The sequence below is a fragment of the Marinobacterium sp. xm-a-152 genome, from assembly GCF_013282965.1.
In the GTDB taxonomy this organism is placed as follows: domain Bacteria; phylum Pseudomonadota; class Gammaproteobacteria; order Pseudomonadales; family Balneatricaceae; genus Marinobacterium_E.
The window spans coordinates 81,391-98,125 of sequence record NZ_WBYI01000008.1; the positions used below are offsets into that span (position 1 = coordinate 81,391).

Here is a 16,735-nt window from a genome sequence, read left to right on the forward strand (position 1 = left end):
CTACTGATTCCCCTCTATTAGGCGCCTTACTGGCGCAAATGAACGACGATATTCCGGTAATACCCCGTGCTCTTGTATCAGTTGAAGATGAGCCGGCGTCGGGTAGCCTTTATGTTTGGCAAATTGATACTGCGGAAATTGTGCGTCCAATTCTAGCATTTGATGATCACGATGTACCTTAGCAATGATAGAAGCCGCACTGATCTCTGCGACTTTTGAGTCACCTTTCACTACCGCTTCAACAGAGTAAGGAATCTCGGGGCATCGATTACCGTCCACATAGACATGATCAGGCACTTGGGATAAACCCAACACCGCTCGCTTCATCGCCAGCATTGTCGCGTGCAAAATATTCAATTCATCAATCTCTTGCGGCGTTGCAACCGCGATTGACCAGCACAACGCTCGCTCTTTAATTTCAATGGACAAAGCTTCACGACGCTTTTCAGACAGCTTTTTCGAATCCATCAACCCCTCAATAGGATTGTTAGGATCGAGAATCACTGCTGCTGCAACCACATCGCCAACAAGCGGTCCTCGCCCTACTTCGTCCACACCGGCAAAGAGAGAGTGCTCAGCAAAGTTAAATTCTTGAGGCTGCATCAGCTTCTAAACTCCAATAGTGTGGATACAGCTTCTGCCGCTTGCTCATCGGCATCTTGGCGAATTAGCCCAGACAGATCAGAAAATTCCTGCTGCAGCGATTGAATGTAATGGCTATCCGTCAGACTTTGTAAAACCAGAGGCTCTAATACCTCGACCCTCACATCAGACTGAAAAATCTCGGGAACCAATGCTCTGCCTGCCAATAGGTTAGGCAGGGATACATAGGGAGTTTTTAGCATTCGAGAAATAATCGCATAACTCAGCGGGGCCATTTTGTAGGCCACCACCATAGGCGTTGAACAGAGCATCGCTTCCAGTGTTGCCGTACCGGACGAAATCAAAACTGAGTCTGCCGCCATCAAACACTCCTGCGAGGAGCCTTGAACAAGTTTAATCTTACTCTCTGCCTGAGCCTCTCGAATTAACAGGGCTATCTGCTGATAACGGGCTTCGTTAGCGGCTGGAAGGATGACCTGAAGATTGGGAATCTTACTGCAAAGCGCGAGTGCCGTTTCAATGAACGGGGGTGCCAACTTACCCACTTCAGAACTGCGACTTCCTGGCATCAGAGCCAATACGGGACTCGCATCACTCAGACCAAGAGCCGTTTTGGCTTGGCTTTGACTAATAGAGAGTGGCAGCTGAGTGGCTAATGGATGGCCAATAAACTGAGCCTTAACCTGAGTATCTTTGTAATACTTCGCTTCAAAAGGGAGAAAGCAGAGCATCAAATCAACCGACTGTTCAATCTTTTTTAGACGTTTCTCTCGCCAGGCCCAAACCGAGGGGCTGACATAGTGAACCGTTGGGATGGCACGCTCTTTTAGGACTCTCTCAAGACCTAAATTAAAGTCGGGAGCATCAATGCCAATAAAAAGATCGGGGGGTGTTTGCAACCACTTTTCTATTAACTTCTTGCGCCGTTTTAAAAGTTCGCGAAGCCGTTTTAAGACCTCCACCAGACCCATAACCGACAGACGCTCCATAGGAAACTCTGAATCAAGGCCCTTGGCAATCATTCGACGGCCCCCTACCCCCTCAAATGTGGCATTGGGATAGCGTTTCTTTAACGAACTGATCAACCCAGCGCCAAGAATGTCACCGGACTCTTCTCCAGCAACAATAGCAACCTTAATGGGTCTAGTTGAATTAACGGATGATTCCACGAGAGGAGTGACGTAGCGACTCAATCAATGGGGTCAGAGCTGACTCGCCAGCTTCAAGGGACTCTAGTTGAGCGATCGCATCCGCAAGAGTGAGGTTTTTACGGTAGATCGTTTTATAGGCATTCTTAAGCGCACGGATCGACTCAGATGAGAAGCCTCGACGTTTTAGACCTTCTGCATTGATGCCGTGTGGTGACGCTGGATTACCGGTTGCAAGGGTGTAAGAGGGGATATCCTGAAGCACAACAGTACCAGCACCGCACATGACATGTGCACCAATGTGACAGAACTGATGAACGGCTGTAAAACCGCCCAAAATCGCATGATCACCCACATGAACATGCCCAGCTAACGCTGCATTATTGGCCAAAATCGTATGATCACCGACTACACAATCATGCGCCACATGGACATAAGCCATCAGAAGGTTATGACTGCCAATCTGCGTCAGGCTTTTATCCTGAACCGTTCCGCGGTGAATCGTTACGCCTTCTCGAATAACGTTGTTATCACCGATAATCAACTCTGTGGGTTCACCAGCATACTTTTTATCTTGGCAATCTTCGCCCACTGATGCGAACTGAAATATATGATTTCCGCTACCGATTTTGGTCGGGCCTTTGACAACAACGTGAGATTCAATGCGAGTATTAGCACCGATCTCAACATCAGGTCCAATGTAACTCCAAGGTCCAACCTCAACACCCTCTGCCAACTTAGCAGAGGGATCGATAATCGCTTGCGGGTGAATCAAAATCAGACCTTCCTATCAGCACACAGAATGGTTGCCGAGCTAACTGTTTCACCTTCAACCGTCGCTTTAACCTGGAACTTCCAAATACCGCGTTTTTCAGACAATATCGACGCTTCAAGTTGAAGACGATCGCCAGGCACAACTGGGCGCTTAAAACGGAGATTATCAGCACCAACGAAGTAGTAGATCGAACCATCCTGAGGTGTTTTATCCATGGTTTTAAAACCAAGAATACCGGCCGCTTGAGCCATCGCCTCAACAACCAAAACACCGGGCATGACGGGATGATCTGGGAAGTGGCCGTTAAAGAAAGGCTCATTAACGGTCACATTCTTATAAGCGACAATGGATTCACCTGGTGTTAGTTCTACAACGCGATCAACCAATAGAAAAGGGTAGCGGTGCGGAAGGTATTTACGGATCTCGTTTACATCCATCATATTCAGTTTTTAGCCTTATTCAGCAAGCTTTTTTACAAGCTTTTCTAGATTTTTAACGCGCTGGGACAACTCATCAAGTTGCTTAAACCGTACCACATTTCGCTTCCATTGAGCGTGAGGTTCAACCCCAGTACCCGATGAATAAGCACCCGACTCTTTGATTGATTTACTGACCAAAGTCATCGCCGTGATGTGGGTTCGGTCGGCAATCTCTAAATGCCCCGTGACACCGCTCATACCTGCAATAGTACAATGAGAGCCGATGCGAGTGCTACCCGCAATTGCAGTACAACCTGCTATGGCCGTTGACTCTCCGATCTCAACATTGTGTGCAATCTGAATTTGATTATCCAATTTCACACCATTAGCAATCAAAGTATCCGACAGAGCACCGCGATCGATCGTTGTGTTTGCACCGACCTCAACATCATCACCTAAAATCACACCACCGGCTTGGGCGATTTTTACCCAGCCCTGACCGTCATGAGCAAAACCGAACCCATCGGCTCCAATCACAGCACCAGAATGAATGATGCATCGCTTACCGATGGATACTCCTGGGTAGAGGGTTACATTCGCTTCAAGCCGTGTTGACTCACCGACCAAGACACCTTCACCTATGACCACGTTGGGACCTACATAAGCATGGGCAGCCACCTTAACTTGAGCGCCAACAATGGCACCCTCCGCAATCTGAGCAGAGGGGTCGATCTCGGCAGAAGGGTCTACTGTTGCAGTCGGCGCAATTCCAGCGACTAAAGGACCACGCCAATCAAACAGCTGCGATAACTTTGCAAAGGCTAGGTAGGGATTAGCAACGACAATAGCGCTATTGGGGACCAGATCAACGAACTCTGCACTGACTAGAACGACTTCAGCCTGAGTGTCTGGAAGCTGTTTTTGGTATTTGGCGTTGGATAGAAAAGAGAGCTGACCAGCACCGGCTTTATCAAGGGTAGACATCCCAGAGATTAGACAATCACTACCAACAAGCTCTCCACTAACGCGAAGAGCTAAATCGGACGCTTTTTCGGAAAAATCAGTCAAACCCCAGTCACTCCTGGGCATTCAGGCGTTTAATAATCTCACCTGTAATGTCGATTCTAGGCTCAACATAGATAGCCGACTGACGATTGATAATCAGCGAAATATCGCCTTCATCAATAAGCGCTTTGATGACCTGATCCAACTTGGGACGCATACCCTCTAAAAACTCTTTCTCCATAGCCGCTCGCTGCTGCTGAAGCGCTTGCAGCTGTCGCTGATACTCGCCATAGACTTTCTTGAATTGGAGATCTTTTTGCTGAATCTGTTCTTGAGTAAGCAGCCCCTTGTTCAACTCAAAATCAGACTGCATCTTCTTAGCCTGTGTCTCTAGATCACGAACCTGAGACTCTTGCTGGGAAGTGCTTTTGACTAAATCAGCGCGAAAGGCCTCTGCAGCATTACTCGACTGAAGCGCCGCTTGGACATCCAATACAACAGCCTGACCCGCATGCGCTGCAGAGGTAATAAAGATTGCCAGAGAAACTAGGAGATTTTTCAACATCAGAACATACGCCCAATCGCAAACTGAACCTGCTCTTCGGTATCATCTGACGATGCATTCAGGGCTTTAGCACTTGAAATAGAGAGAGGACCAATCGGCGTGATCCATGATATGCCTATACCCGCTGAGTATCTCATATCATCAAAACTAGGATCGTCCTGATAGACAGAGCCACCATCTACAAAGAATAGAGTGCGCCAAGAGTCTTTATCTTCGACAAAGGGCATTGGGAAGATGAACTCAGCAGAACCTGAAAATAGTCCATTACCGCCAATCACACTAGTCCCCTCTTTAGGCCCAATCGTATTAGCTGCATAACCACGTACACTGGTCAAGCCACCGACAAAATAGTTTTCGAAGAAGGGGTAGTTACCACCATCAATGGAGTCAGCGTAGCCAACGCGAGTGCGCAAAGCACCAACAAAGGTCTCTTGTCGGTCAAATGGGTAGTAGTACTTACCAGTGTAGGTTGCCTTGGCGAAACTCAAATCACCGCCAGGCACCGCTATTTCAGTACTTAAAGATTGGTAAGTACCGCGAGTCGCGAACATAGCACTATTGAGTCGGTTACTGGTCCATGACCCTGTCAATTTATAGGTCAGGTAATCCTTACCTTCAACATTGGTAAAGTCAGTAATAAATGAAGGTGGCGCGGCACCCAGAACAATATCTGTGTTATCGATACCTAGACCAAAACGAAGGCGCTGGTACTCGTCGATTGGGTAGGAGAAGTTCACATCACCGCCAATAGAGTTGACGTCATAGTCTGAAATATCAGCTTCTGCATAATCTTTTTGGCTTACATAGAAGCCAAAACCTCGGCCAACACCATCGAGTGTGTAATATGGGTCATCGTAAGAGAAGGCTACCGATGTAACGACGTCCGACATATTGAAGGAGGCGTTAAAACTGGTACCTGATCCTAAGAAATTATCCTGCTGGAACGCAGCTTGATAACCCAATCCCTCTGAGCTCGAGTAACCAACACCGGCACTGATTTGACCTAGCAGCCCCTCTTCAACATGGATGACCACATCGACTTGGTCCTCAACCCCAACAACGGGCTTGGTATTGATCGAAACCTTCGTAAAGTAGCCTGTTTTATCCAACAACTCTTTGGAGCGTTTAATATCTTTGCCGACCGCAACCGTTCCCTCCATTTGCGGCAGGGTACGACGGATCACTTCATCTGCAGTGGTCGAGTTACCACGAATCTCTATGCGACGAACGTAGGTTAACTTTCCTGGAGCAACGAAGAATGTTAAGTCAACCTTACCCTCACCCTTCTCTTCAGGAACAACGGATACGCGTGCATTAAGGAAACCGTAACCTGAGATGATCTCATTGAGTTCTGACTGAGTCTCAGTCACCAATTTTCTAGAGAAGGTATCACCTGTAGAGACAAGCAGTGCTGCATTTAACTCTTCTGCATACTCCGCGATATCTCCGGCCACTTTTACGTCACTAAGAGTGAATAACTCACCCTCGTTGATCGCTATCGTGATAAAAATCTGTTTCTGATCTGGGCTAATTGAGACATCGGTAGAGTCAACATTGAATTTCAAATAGCCACGATCCAGATAAAAACTGGTCATACGCTCAATATCAGCACTTAAGCGCTCTTTTGCGTATTTATCGTTATCGGTCCACCAAGAGAGGTAGTTGGTTAAGCCTGAATCAAACAGGTCAAGCAACTCTTCATCGCTGAATACGGTATTTCCTATAATGTTGATCTTCTGAATAACGGCCGTTTGACCCTCTGTAATCTCAACATTAATCGCCACACGATTGGACTCTAACTGTTCAACCTCGGTAGTCACCTCAGCGGTGTAGCGACCGGCCTCATTGTAGACACGAAGAAGTTCTAAGCGGATTTTATCCAATGCAGCCCGTCGAAAAATATCTCCCTCTTGAACGCCAGCTTGTTCTAGAGCACCCATAAGCTGCTCATCTTTAAGCATGTCGTTACCTTCAAGACGAATCAGCGCAACGGACGGGCGCTCTTTAACTCGAACAATCAACACACCTTGATCTTTGAGTAGCTCTACATCATCAAAATAACCGGATTCGAACAGATCTTTTGTCGCATCATTGAGAGCTCGTTGATCGACAAGATCACCACGATTAATCGGAAAATTTCGGAATACAATGGCTGGATCAACCTGCTGCAAACCTTCGATACGAATGTCATCGACGGCAAAATCACTGGCAATAGCATGGACCGAGAAGATAAGTCCTAACAGTGATAAGAGTGTGAAGCGTTTCATCCAGTGATTCCTCTAGTACGCTTAAAGACGCGCTAAATCGTTAAAAAATGCAATGGCCATCAAACTAAACAACAGCGCCATACCCAACCTCATTCCGAAAGCTTGGGTTCGCTCGCTGACAGGACGACCTCGAATCAGTTCTACAAAATAGTACACTAAATGACCGCCATCTAGCATCGGAATTGGTAAAAGATTTAGCACACCCAAGCTGATGCTGAGATAGGCCAAAAAACTGATAAAGGATTCCAACCCTGATGATGCCGAATCGCCGGCCACCTTAGCGATCGTAATTGGGCCACTCAGGTTTTTCACTGAAATGACACCAACGATCATCTTTTTGATCGAGTCCAGCGTCAGTCCAATCATCTGAACGGTCTTTTCGTAGGCACTCACGAGAGCATCCACCGGCCCCTGAGAGAGATCCCTTAACATATCGTCTGGCCACTGGGGGACGACAACGCCGGCACCGATATAGCCAACTAAGGCATCACTGCCGGGTCTTAGGCCGGGTCTTACAATCACCTCTTCGGACTGTTCATCACGAACAATTTCAAATCGAAGATCGGTATCGTAAGAAGCTTGCACTTTGCCAACCAAAGCCATCCAGTTATCGATAGGCGTATCGTCAATGCTGACGACCCTATCGCCCTCTTGCAGACCTGCTTTATAAGCTGGGCCATCAGGAGAGATTTGACCTATAACGGCAGGCACTTCTGGCTGCCAGGGTGACAAGCCAAAGGCTCGAAGTGGCGAAGTGGTCTCTAGATCAACATCCCAAGTTTGCAGATCAGCCGAGTAGTTTCTTAACCAACCAGAATTAGGTCCACCTGCACGAAGAGTTAATACACCTGTCTCACCCACTCGTGCTGCCAACGCTAAATTGATCTCCTCCCATGAGAGCACTTCTCGCCCGTCAATCTCAGCGATCTCATAATTGGGCTGAAGACCAGCTTGCTCTGCAAGCGAGTCAGGTGCAACGGCGCCAACGACAGGTTTTACAACCGTCACCCCCCATATGAATAGGAACCAATACGCAAAGAGGGCAAAGATCAAATTAACAAACGGGCCTGCTGCAACGATCGCGATTCGCTGATAGACGCTTTTGTTGTTGAACGCTTGGGACTTTAGATCATCTGGAACCGGTCCTTCACGCTCATCGAGCATTCGAACATAGCCACCTAAAGGGATGGAGGCGACAGCATACTCAGTGCCATCTTTGCCCTTACGCATCCAGATAGGTTTACCAAAGCCGACAGAGAAGCGCAGCACCTTAACGCCACAACGACGAGCTACCCAGTAGTGACCCCACTCGTGAATGGTGACCAGTATGCCAAGTGTTACAAGAAGAGAGAGAACCGTTTGGATAAAATCCATCACTTACCCTTAAAGAATCGGAAGCAGTTGAATTCCTAACAAAAACAGCGGTGCAGCAGCCGTAAGACTGTCGACACGATCCAGTACGCCACCATGACCTGGCAGGATCACACCACTGTCTTTGATACCACGTTCACGCTTAAACATGCTCTCAAACAGATCGCCAAATACAGAGACAACCACCACCAAAGCAGAGAGCGCCAGCAGCAGAATAATAGAAGTAGAAGAGAGACCTAAGACAATCGAGAATCCAAGAGCGATCATCATGGCCGCTAATAAACCACCATAAACCCCTTCACGCGTTTTGCCAGGACTAACTTTGGGTAAAAGCTTAACTCGACCAAAGCGCTTACCGGCAAAGTAGGCGCCTATATCAGCCCCCCAAACCAACAAAAACAGCAGCAGTAGTAATAGATGCGCGCTCTCATGGGTTTTCAGACCCACCATCGCCACCCAAGCAGGGACTAGCACCAACAGACCGGTAATCAACTTAGTCACAGTCCCATCGATACCTAGGGTCTTTGGGTAGCGAACCACCCGAGTAATCGCAAACACCCAAAATAGCGCTGCGACAACTAATATAGGGAGCGTCAAAGCAGTAACAAATGGGTAGATCGCTGCGATTACCACTCCCACTAACGCCACAAAGAGCGCTCGCATGCGACGTGAATAGAGCGCGAAATTACCCCACTCCCAGGCCCCAATCATCATCACAAGCGCCATAACGATAGCAAACCCAGACAAAGGTAGAAGGAAAACCGAACCTAGCGCCAATGGCGCCAAAATTGAAGCGGTAATGACGCGCTGTTTAAACATGACTTTCGGCCTCCAGTTGCTCACTGGTTCGGCCAAATCGACGCTCACGCGTTTGGAAGTTATCAACCGCTTTGAGAAGCTCTTCGCGGTTAAAGTCTGGCCAGTAGAGATCGCTGTAGTAGAACTCTGTGTAAGCGAATTGCCAGATTAAAAAGTTAGAGATTCGCTGTTCACCGGCCGTTCTGATGCAGAGATCTGGCAGAGGCTGATCGGCCAGTGAGACATGCTTTGAAATAAGATCTGCATTGATATCGGTCGGTTCTAGCTCGCCCTGCTTGACCTGCTCAGCAATCTGCTGAACCGCATGAGCAATATCCCACTGACCACCGTAGTTAGCTGCAATATTCAGATTAAGCGCAGTACAGTGGGCAGTCGCTTGTTCGCCTTTTTCGATGCGCTGCTGTAGTGATTCGGAAAAACCAGACTTATCACCAATGACACGAAGACGAATATTATTTTTGACGAGTTTTTTAACCTCACGATCGAGGGCAAACTTGAAGAGATCCATCAGACCACGGACCTCTTTTTCAGGACGGCGCCAGTTCTCAGAACTGAAGGCAAAAAGAGTCAGAGATTCAACCCCTGACTCCATACAGCCTTGAATGACATCACGGACACTATCGACGCCCGCTTTATGACCGGCGAGAGACGGCAAGCGACGCTCTTTGGCCCAACGGTTATTGCCATCCATAATGACGGCAATATGGCGTGGAGCAGGACGTGTATTGACGGTGTTATCGTTATTATCGGCCATTAAAGGTCGTATCCTAATGCGCTGTGCGCGAATTTGATGGATTAAATCTCCATCAAATCCTTCTCTTTTTGAGCCAACAGCTTGTCGATCTCAGCAACGTGCTTATCAGTCTCTTTTTGAACCTGATCTTCGCCACGACGCGCATCGTCCTCTGTTATCTCTTTCTCTTTCAAAAGATCTTTAATATCACCGTTAGCATCACGACGCACATTGCGCACAGCCACTCGAGCATTCTCAGCTTCGCCACGTGCCTGACGAATATAGCCCTTACGAGTCTCCTCGGTCAGCGCTGGCATTGGCACGCGAATAACATCACCGGCTGTCGCTGGGTTAAGACCAAGATCTGATTTCATGATCGCTTTTTCGATCTCAGGAACCATGTTCTTTTCCCATGGGATGATCGACAGTGTACGCGCATCTTCAACCGTCACGTTAGCAACCTGCTGAATCGGCATATCAGAACCGTAGTAGTGGACCATCACAGAATCAAGAATGGCAGGGGTCGCACGACCTGTTCGAATTTTTTTAAACTGCTCTACAAGAGAATCAACGCTTTTTGACATACGCTGATCAGCGTCTTGAACAATCTCAGTAATCATTATTTATCTCCGTTAGCGCTGCCGCTATCGATCAATGTACCCTCGTCGCCACCTACAACTAGGTTAACAAGAGCACCATGCTTGTTCATATTGAAAACGCGCACGGGCATATCGTGGTCACGGGTCAGACAGATTGCTGTCATATCCATCACACCCAGCTGACGCTCAAGCACCTCATCAAAACTTAGACGGTCGTAGCGCTCAGCCGTTGGATCTTTCATAGGATCCGCAGTGTAGACGCCGTCAACCTTAGTTGCCTTAAGTACCACATCGGCTTCGATCTCAATGCCGCGCAGACAGGCAGCAGAGTCGGTTGTAAAGAAAGGGTTACCGGTACCAGCAGAGAAGATCACCACATCACCTTGTGACAGGTAACGCATCGCATTTCGACGATCATAGTGATCCACAACGCCGCTCATCGGAATTGCCGACATCACTCGCGTCGCAATATTACAGCGTTCGAGTGCATCACGCATTGCAAGTGCGTTCATCACAGTGGCTAGCATACCCATATGGTCGCCAGTCACTCGATCCAATCCTGCTTCACTTAGCGCAGCGCCGCGAAACAGGTTACCACCACCAATCACTAGACCGACCTGAACGCCGATACCCACTAACTGACCGATCTCCAGAGCCATTCGATGAAGAACTTTTGGATCGATACCAAAGTTCTCTTCTCCCATTAAAGCTTCACCGCTTAATTTCAGAAGAATTCGCTTATATTTGGAGTTAGGCTTGTTTACAGGCATGGGCACCCCCGGCAGGCGATTAAAAGAAGTGTGATAAAGGTATATCGAAAACAACTAGCCCCGCAAGTCGGCAGGGCTAGTTTAGTACAGAATTAGCCTTGCAGCTGCTCTGCTACCTCTTGAGCGAAGTCTTTCTTCTCAACTTCAATGCCTTCACCAACTTCTAGGCGGGTGAAACCGTTGATGTCAGTACCAGCATCTTTGATAAGTTTGCCGACAGTTGTCTCTGGGTTCTTAACGAACGCCTGTTCAACAAGGCTGTTTTCAGAAAGGAACTTCTTAACACGGCCGATTGCCATTTTCTCTTTGATCTCTTGTGGCTTACCTTCCATGTCAGGCTGAGCCATGATGATCTCTTTCTCGCGATCAAGCTCTTCCTGTGGCATATCTTCAGGCTTACACACACGAGGGTTAGCTGCAGAAACGTGCATAGCAACGTCACGAGCCACTTCAGTGTCACCACCTGCAAGAGAGACAAGACAAGCGATACGGTTGTTGCTGTGTACGTATCCAGCAACGACTGCACCTTCAACAAGAGCGATACGACGAACAGTAATGTTCTCGCCAATCTTTTGAACTAGCGCTTCACGAGCCGACTCAAGGTCACCAGCCATTAGAGCTGCAACATCTGTCTGCTTATCAGCAAACGCTTTGTCAGCTACCTGGCTAACAAAACCAAGGAAACCTTCGTCACGAGCAACAAAGTCTGTTTCAGAGTTAACTTCAACGATTACACCGTAGCTGTTGTCGTCAGCAACACGAACCACAACAACACCGTCAGCAGCAGTACGGCCAGCTTTTTTAGCAGCTTTTAGACCTGAAGACTTACGTAGATCTTCAATCGCCTTATCAACATCACCACCAGACTCAGCAAGTGCTTTTTTACACTCCATCATGCCTAGGCCAGTACGATCACGCAGCTCTTTTACCATTGCCGCAGAGATATTTGCCATTTTGCAATCCTCATTTAAGAAATTAGTTAGGTAAATCTAAAAAAGGGGAGCCTGGCTCCCCCTTTTGAAAGTATGTAAGTTAAAGGTTACAAACCTAAGACTGAATTACTCAGCCGCTTGCTCTTCAACTTCAACGAATTCGCTTGCAGCGCCACCCGTTGCATCAGAACCTTCTAGGCACGCGTCTGCAACAGACTGAGCGTAGATCTGAATGGCACGTAGTGCGTCATCGTTACCTGGGATAACGTAGTCAACACCGTCTGGGTTGCTGTTAGTATCAACAACACCGATGACAGGGATACCAAGCTTGTTAGCTTCGTTGATTGCGATGCGCTCGTGATCTACGTCGATAACGAATAGAGCATCTGGAAGACCGCCCATATCCTTGATACCGCCGATAGATAGCTCAAGCTTAGCCATTTCACGGCTACGCATTAGCGCTTCTTTCTTAGTCAATTTCTCGAAAGTACCATCTTGTGCTTGAGCTTCAAGATCACGTAGACGACGGATCGACTGACGGATTGTCTTGTAGTTAGTTAGCATGCCACCCAACCAACGGTGGTTTACGTAAGGCATGCCCGCACGTGATGCTTCTTCTTTAACAACCTTAGCTGCTGCACGTTTAGTACCAACAAAAAGAATTTTGTTTTTGTTAGAAGCCATGTTTTTAACAACGTCTAGTGCGTTGTTCATAGCTGGCAGAGTGTGCTCAAGGTTGATGATATGAATTTTGTTACGCGCACCGAAGATGAACTTCGACATTTTTGGGTTCCAGTAACGAGTCTGGTGACCGAAGTGAACACCTGCTTTAAGCAGATCGCGCATATTTACTTGTGCCATTTGGTATTTCCTCTATGGGTTTAAACCTCCACACCCCCCATTTATCAACCCCTTAGGGCACCCAGACAAACGTGACGAAGTGTGTGTGTTTTAGTTTTAGTGCCGAAGCACGATTTTTGGGAGCGCAGTTTATACCATAAAGACTAACGTTTGAGAAGTAATTTTACTCCCTACCTACCTTTTAAAGCGGATGTCAGGCTGAAGGCCAGACACCCAATTAAAAACCACTTAAAGATCTAGGGCGTCTGGCTTTCAGCCTGACATCCGCTTTCAAAATTACATAGCAAACTCCGGTAGACCAAAACACTACCTCCTGTACAATAAGCAGTATCAAAAACGCCTTCAATTTTCCGAAGCGCAAATCACCGATTTAAAAAGGATTCACCGATGACCATCAAGATCAAAACCGCTGACGAAATCGAAAAGATGCGAGTGGCTGGACGCTTAGCCGCCGAGGTTCTTGAGATGATCGAAGAGCATGTAAAGCCTGGCATCACAACCAATGAGATTGACCAAATTTGTCACAACTACATTATTGATGTGCAGCAAGCGATTCCAGCACCTTTGAACTACCACGGTTTTCCTAAATCCATCTGTACATCAGTCAATTCAATCGTTTGTCACGGCATCCCCAATGACAAAGCCTTAAAGAACGGCGACATTGTCAACATCGACATTACCGTGATCAAAGATGGGTACCATGGCGACACCAGCAAAATGTTCTTTGTAGGTGATGTTGCACCACATGCAAAACGCCTCTGCGAGATCACTCAAGAGTGTATGAACATGGGTATTGAGCTGGTCAAACCGGGTGTGAAACTCGGTGATATCGGCGCCGTGATTCAGAAACATGCCGAAGCAAACCACTACTCGGTGGTTCGCGAGTATTGCGGCCACGGCATCGGTGCAGAGTTCCACGAAGAGCCTCAAGTCCTCCACTACGGCAAAGCAGGAACTGGTGAAACCCTTGAAGAGGGTATGTGCCTAACCATCGAACCGATGATTAACGCCGGCAAACGCCAGGTTAAGTTAAACAAGCGTGACGGCTGGACTGTAGAGACAGCAGACCGTCGTCTCTCTGCTCAGTATGAACACACGATTTTAGTGACGGCTGATGGCCATGAAATTCTCACCCTGCGTAGTGAAGAGAAAGGCTAAATTTGATGAGCCAAGCTATCAAGCTGACACCCGTCCCCATCAATGGCATCGAGAAGTTTTTAGATATCAAACGGCTCGAACAAGAGATCAATGATGGCAACTTGACCACTGCCCTGAAAAGCGCAGTTAGACATGCTACGGAAACGATGCATGAGAGCTTCAAAGCGAAAGAGGATATTCGCAAGTTGATCTACGGTCGTGCCTGGGTGATTGACCAAATCTTACGAGTTGCCTGGCAACATTTCGATTGGCCAGACGAATCCAAAGTCTCGCTGATCGCAGTCGGGGGCTATGGCCGAGGGGAGCTACACCCCCACTCCGATGTCGACATTCTGATTTTGATCGATGGTGTTGAGGCTGAAAGTTTCGAGGAGACCATTAGCGGCTTTTTGACACTTCTTTGGGATATCAACCTGGATATTGGCTCTAGTGTGCGCACCATTGAAGAGTGCTATCAAGAGTGCCGTAATGACATTACCATCGCCACCAACTTGATCGAGTCACGCCCGCTGACAGGGGACCCATCCCTGCAACTAAAAATGTTTGAGCGCGTCACTCAGGATGACGCCTGGACAGACTCTGAATTTTTCAAAGCGAAAATGAAGGAGCAGACAGCACGGCATCTAGGCACCAACAACACCGAATACAATCTTGAACCTAACATCAAAAACTCCCCAGGTGGACTGCGCGATCTTCAAACCATCGGCTGGGTTGCCAAGAGACACTTTGGTGCCACCTATATTAGAGACTTAGTCAATCACGGCTTTTTAACGGAGTCAGAGCTTGAAACACTCAACAAAGGTGAACTCTACCTCTGGACAGTTCGTTATGCCCTGCATATGCACTCAAAGCGCCGTGAAGATAGACTGCTGTTTGATCACCAGCGCACTCTGGCTGAGTACTTTGGATACTCGGATGACAAAGGTTCGTTAGCGGTTGAACAGTTCATGAGCCGCTACTACCGTGTTGTTAAAGCGATGTCAGAATTCAACGGCATGCTACTGCAATACTTTGACGAAGTTATTCTTAGAGCCGATGTAGAGCAACAGATACAGAAGCTAAACTCACGCTTTATCGTTCGCGACAATTTTCTGGCCGTCGCACACAACAAGGTATTTGAGCAGAACCCTTTTGCCATCATGGAGTTGTTTGTTCTGATGGCACAGAATCCTGAAATTAAAGGTGTTCGTGCCTCGACGATTCGATTACTTCGAGATCACAAACACCTGATCGATGATGATTTCAGGTCTGACCTCCGAAATACCAGCCTCTTTATGGAGCTACTGCGTTCACCTGAACGTGTCTCGACAGAGCTGAAGCGAATGAATCGTTACGGCATTTTAGGCCTCTATCTACCTGAGTTCGGTAATATTGTTGGCCAGATGCAACACGATCTTTTCCATATCTACACGGTTGATGCACACACGCTCAAAGTGATTCAGATGATGCGTCAGTTCCGGCACACAGAGTTTCGTGAAACCTTCCCTGTCGCTCATCGCGTAGTGAACAATCTACCTAAAATTGAGCTGCTTTACGCGGCCGGCCTGTACCACGACATCGCCAAAGGTCGCGGAGGTGATCACTCAGAACTCGGCGCAGTCGATGCACTGGAGTTCTGTAAACGACACCACCTAGGAAAATGGGACAGCGCACTGGTCGCCTGGCTAGTGGATAAACACCTGATCATGTCGATGACGGCACAACGACGCGACCTTTCAGACCCTGAAGTCATTCATGAATTTGCTAGCATCGTGGGCGATGTGACACACCTGGACTATCTCTATGTGATGACCGTCGCTGACATCAATGCGACCAATAATGAACTTTGGAACAGCTGGCGGGCAACCCTGCTTCGTCAACTCTATGCCGAAACCAGGCGTGCTCTTCGACGCGGACTAGAGAACCCTCTGGGTAAAGAGGAGTTGATTGAACAGACTCAGTTTGAAGCACTGCAATCCCTTAAGCGATTGGGAGCCAAAGAGGAGCGCGTTAAAAATCTGTGGCAACACTTTGGGGATGACTACTTTTTACGCATCGACAGTCAAGCCGTTGCCCGGCACACACAGGCCATACTTGAACATGGCAACCAGCCATTGCCGGTTGTGACGCTGCACCAACACAGCTATCGCTCTCATGAGGGTGCGACGGAGATTTTCATCTTTACTGAAGATACGACCAACCTCTTCGCCGCAACGGTTGCCTCATTAGACCAGCAAAATCTCAGTGTTCAAGATGCCCGCATCATGGCAACCAATAACGGCTACACGCTCAGCATCTACATGGTGCTGGATGAGAACAATCAGCCATTGAATGACAATCCAGACTACCAAAAAGAGATTCAACAGCAGTTGGTCGATGAACTGGATGATCCCGCAGACTTCCCTGACATCATTCATCGAAGAGTACCGAGGCAGCTTAAACTGTTTCCGATCAAAACCAGTGCTTCAGTACACACCGATCCCAATCTGAAACAGACCGTACTTGAGGTATTCACAGCGGACCGCCCTGGTCTACTCTCTCGAATCGGACGTATCTTTGCGCAGTTTGAGATCAATGTTCACAACGCCAAGATCGCCAACATCGCCGAGCGCGTTGAGGATTTTTTCTATTTAACCAATGCCAACAATCAGCCGATTACTGATCCCGAAATCTGTGAGCAACTCACCAGTGAGATCTGTAAAGAGCTTGATCAGCATATGCAGTAAGGAAC

Annotated in this window: 16 protein-coding genes; 2 read left to right on the forward strand and 14 right to left on the reverse strand. The window is 47.8% G+C overall.

Annotated features, from left to right (window positions below):
* The 14 genes from rnhB to rpsB form a co-directional block, all read right to left on the reverse strand.
* On the reverse strand, positions 1–603 hold the full coding sequence (rnhB, locus tag XMA152_RS09235; protein WP_173483414.1) for a ribonuclease HII: 603 nt from the start codon (positions 601–603) through the stop codon (positions 1–3).
* Positions 603–1,772 carry a lipid-A-disaccharide synthase gene (gene lpxB / locus XMA152_RS09240; RefSeq protein WP_173483415.1) on the reverse strand — a complete coding sequence of 390 codons (1,170 nt, stop codon included), beginning with the start codon at positions 1,770–1,772 and terminating at the stop codon, positions 603–605. Before lpxB ends, rnhB begins: the two co-directional genes overlap by 1 nt.
* Entirely contained in the window at positions 1,756–2,526 is a 771-nt protein-coding gene (lpxA, locus tag XMA152_RS09245) for an acyl-ACP--UDP-N-acetylglucosamine O-acyltransferase (protein ID WP_173483416.1), read from the reverse strand. The genes lpxB and lpxA overlap by 17 nt, the downstream gene beginning before the upstream one ends.
* Positions 2,527–2,528: 2 nt before the next feature.
* The gene (fabZ, locus tag XMA152_RS09250; protein WP_173483417.1) at positions 2,529–2,966 is read right to left on the reverse strand and encodes a 3-hydroxyacyl-ACP dehydratase FabZ; all 438 of its coding nucleotides are present in this window, start codon (positions 2,964–2,966) and stop codon (positions 2,529–2,531) included.
* Positions 2,967–2,981: 15 nt separating this feature from the next.
* The gene (gene lpxD, locus XMA152_RS09255) at positions 2,982–4,013 is read right to left on the reverse strand and encodes a UDP-3-O-(3-hydroxymyristoyl)glucosamine N-acyltransferase (RefSeq protein ID WP_254447110.1); all 1,032 of its coding nucleotides are present in this window, start codon (positions 4,011–4,013) and stop codon (positions 2,982–2,984) included.
* A 7-nt stretch (positions 4,014–4,020) separates the two neighbouring features.
* A complete protein-coding gene (locus XMA152_RS09260) occupies positions 4,021–4,515 on the reverse strand; it encodes an OmpH family outer membrane protein (protein ID WP_173483419.1) in 495 nt (164 codons plus the stop codon).
* The gene (gene bamA / locus XMA152_RS09265; RefSeq protein ID WP_173483420.1) at positions 4,515–6,782 is read right to left on the reverse strand and encodes an outer membrane protein assembly factor BamA; all 2,268 of its coding nucleotides are present in this window, start codon (positions 6,780–6,782) and stop codon (positions 4,515–4,517) included. Before bamA ends, XMA152_RS09260 begins: the two co-directional genes overlap by 1 nt.
* A 21-nt stretch (positions 6,783–6,803) precedes the next feature.
* The gene (gene rseP / locus XMA152_RS09270) at positions 6,804–8,156 is read right to left on the reverse strand and encodes an RIP metalloprotease RseP (protein ID WP_173483421.1); all 1,353 of its coding nucleotides are present in this window, start codon (positions 8,154–8,156) and stop codon (positions 6,804–6,806) included.
* Positions 8,157–8,165: 9 nt separating this feature from the next.
* Positions 8,166–8,972 (reverse strand): phosphatidate cytidylyltransferase, encoded by an 807-nt coding sequence (locus XMA152_RS09275; protein ID WP_173483422.1) that lies wholly within the window; start codon positions 8,970–8,972, stop codon positions 8,166–8,168.
* Positions 8,965–9,726, reverse strand: a complete 762-nt coding sequence (locus XMA152_RS09280) for an isoprenyl transferase (RefSeq protein ID WP_173481452.1) — start codon at positions 9,724–9,726, stop codon at positions 8,965–8,967. The genes XMA152_RS09275 and XMA152_RS09280 overlap by 8 nt, the downstream gene beginning before the upstream one ends.
* Positions 9,727–9,767: 41 nt before the next feature.
* Positions 9,768–10,325 (reverse strand): ribosome recycling factor, encoded by a 558-nt coding sequence (gene frr / locus XMA152_RS09285; protein ID WP_173481453.1) that lies wholly within the window; start codon positions 10,323–10,325, stop codon positions 9,768–9,770.
* On the reverse strand, positions 10,325–11,074 hold the full coding sequence (pyrH, locus tag XMA152_RS09290; protein WP_173481454.1) for a UMP kinase: 750 nt from the start codon (positions 11,072–11,074) through the stop codon (positions 10,325–10,327). Before pyrH ends, frr begins: the two co-directional genes overlap by 1 nt.
* A 92-nt stretch (positions 11,075–11,166) precedes the next feature.
* Positions 11,167–12,027, reverse strand: coding sequence for a translation elongation factor Ts (gene tsf / locus XMA152_RS09295; RefSeq protein WP_173481455.1), 861 nt, complete (start codon positions 12,025–12,027; stop codon positions 11,167–11,169).
* A gap of 105 nt (positions 12,028–12,132) precedes the next feature.
* Positions 12,133–12,867 carry a 30S ribosomal protein S2 gene (gene rpsB, locus XMA152_RS09300; RefSeq protein ID WP_173481456.1) on the reverse strand — a complete coding sequence of 245 codons (735 nt, stop codon included), beginning with the start codon at positions 12,865–12,867 and terminating at the stop codon, positions 12,133–12,135.
* Between the two features lie 387 nt (positions 12,868–13,254).
* On the opposite strand from rpsB, the gene map reads away from it, so the two are divergent.
* Positions 13,255–14,025 carry a type I methionyl aminopeptidase gene (gene map, locus XMA152_RS09305; protein WP_173481457.1) on the forward strand — a complete coding sequence of 257 codons (771 nt, stop codon included), beginning with the start codon at positions 13,255–13,257 and terminating at the stop codon, positions 14,023–14,025.
* A 5-nt stretch (positions 14,026–14,030) separates the two neighbouring features.
* Positions 14,031–16,730, forward strand: a complete 2,700-nt coding sequence (locus XMA152_RS09310) for a [protein-PII] uridylyltransferase (protein ID WP_173483423.1) — start codon at positions 14,031–14,033, stop codon at positions 16,728–16,730.
* The last annotated feature ends 5 nt before the right edge of the window (positions 16,731–16,735 follow it).

Excerpts from the sequence above, each read along its gene's own strand:
- rnhB (WP_173483414.1), bottom strand. The coding sequence starts at position 603 with ATGCAGCCTCAAGAATTTAACTTTGCTGAGCACTCTCTCTTTGCCGGT.
- fabZ (WP_173483417.1), bottom strand. The coding sequence starts at position 2,966 with ATGATGGATGTAAACGAGATCCGTAAATACCTTCCGCACCGCTACCCT.
- XMA152_RS09260 (WP_173483419.1), bottom strand. The coding sequence starts at position 4,515 with ATGTTGAAAAATCTCCTAGTTTCTCTGGCAATCTTTATTACCTCTGCA.
- bamA (WP_173483420.1), bottom strand. The coding sequence starts at position 6,782 with ATGAAACGCTTCACACTCTTATCACTGTTAGGACTTATCTTCTCGGTC.
- rseP (WP_173483421.1), bottom strand. The coding sequence starts at position 8,156 with ATGGATTTTATCCAAACGGTTCTCTCTCTTCTTGTAACACTTGGCATA.
- XMA152_RS09275 (WP_173483422.1), bottom strand. The coding sequence starts at position 8,972 with ATGTTTAAACAGCGCGTCATTACCGCTTCAATTTTGGCGCCATTGGCG.
- XMA152_RS09280 (WP_173481452.1), bottom strand. The coding sequence starts at position 9,726 with ATGGCCGATAATAACGATAACACCGTCAATACACGTCCTGCTCCACGC.
- frr (WP_173481453.1), bottom strand. The coding sequence starts at position 10,325 with ATGATTACTGAGATTGTTCAAGACGCTGATCAGCGTATGTCAAAAAGC.
- pyrH (WP_173481454.1), bottom strand. The coding sequence starts at position 11,074 with ATGCCTGTAAACAAGCCTAACTCCAAATATAAGCGAATTCTTCTGAAA.
- tsf (WP_173481455.1), bottom strand. The coding sequence starts at position 12,027 with ATGGCAAATATCTCTGCGGCAATGGTAAAAGAGCTGCGTGATCGTACT.
- rpsB (WP_173481456.1), bottom strand. The coding sequence starts at position 12,867 with ATGGCACAAGTAAATATGCGCGATCTGCTTAAAGCAGGTGTTCACTTC.
- map (WP_173481457.1), top strand. The coding sequence starts at position 13,255 with ATGACCATCAAGATCAAAACCGCTGACGAAATCGAAAAGATGCGAGTG.
- XMA152_RS09310 (WP_173483423.1), top strand. The coding sequence starts at position 14,031 with ATGAGCCAAGCTATCAAGCTGACACCCGTCCCCATCAATGGCATCGAG.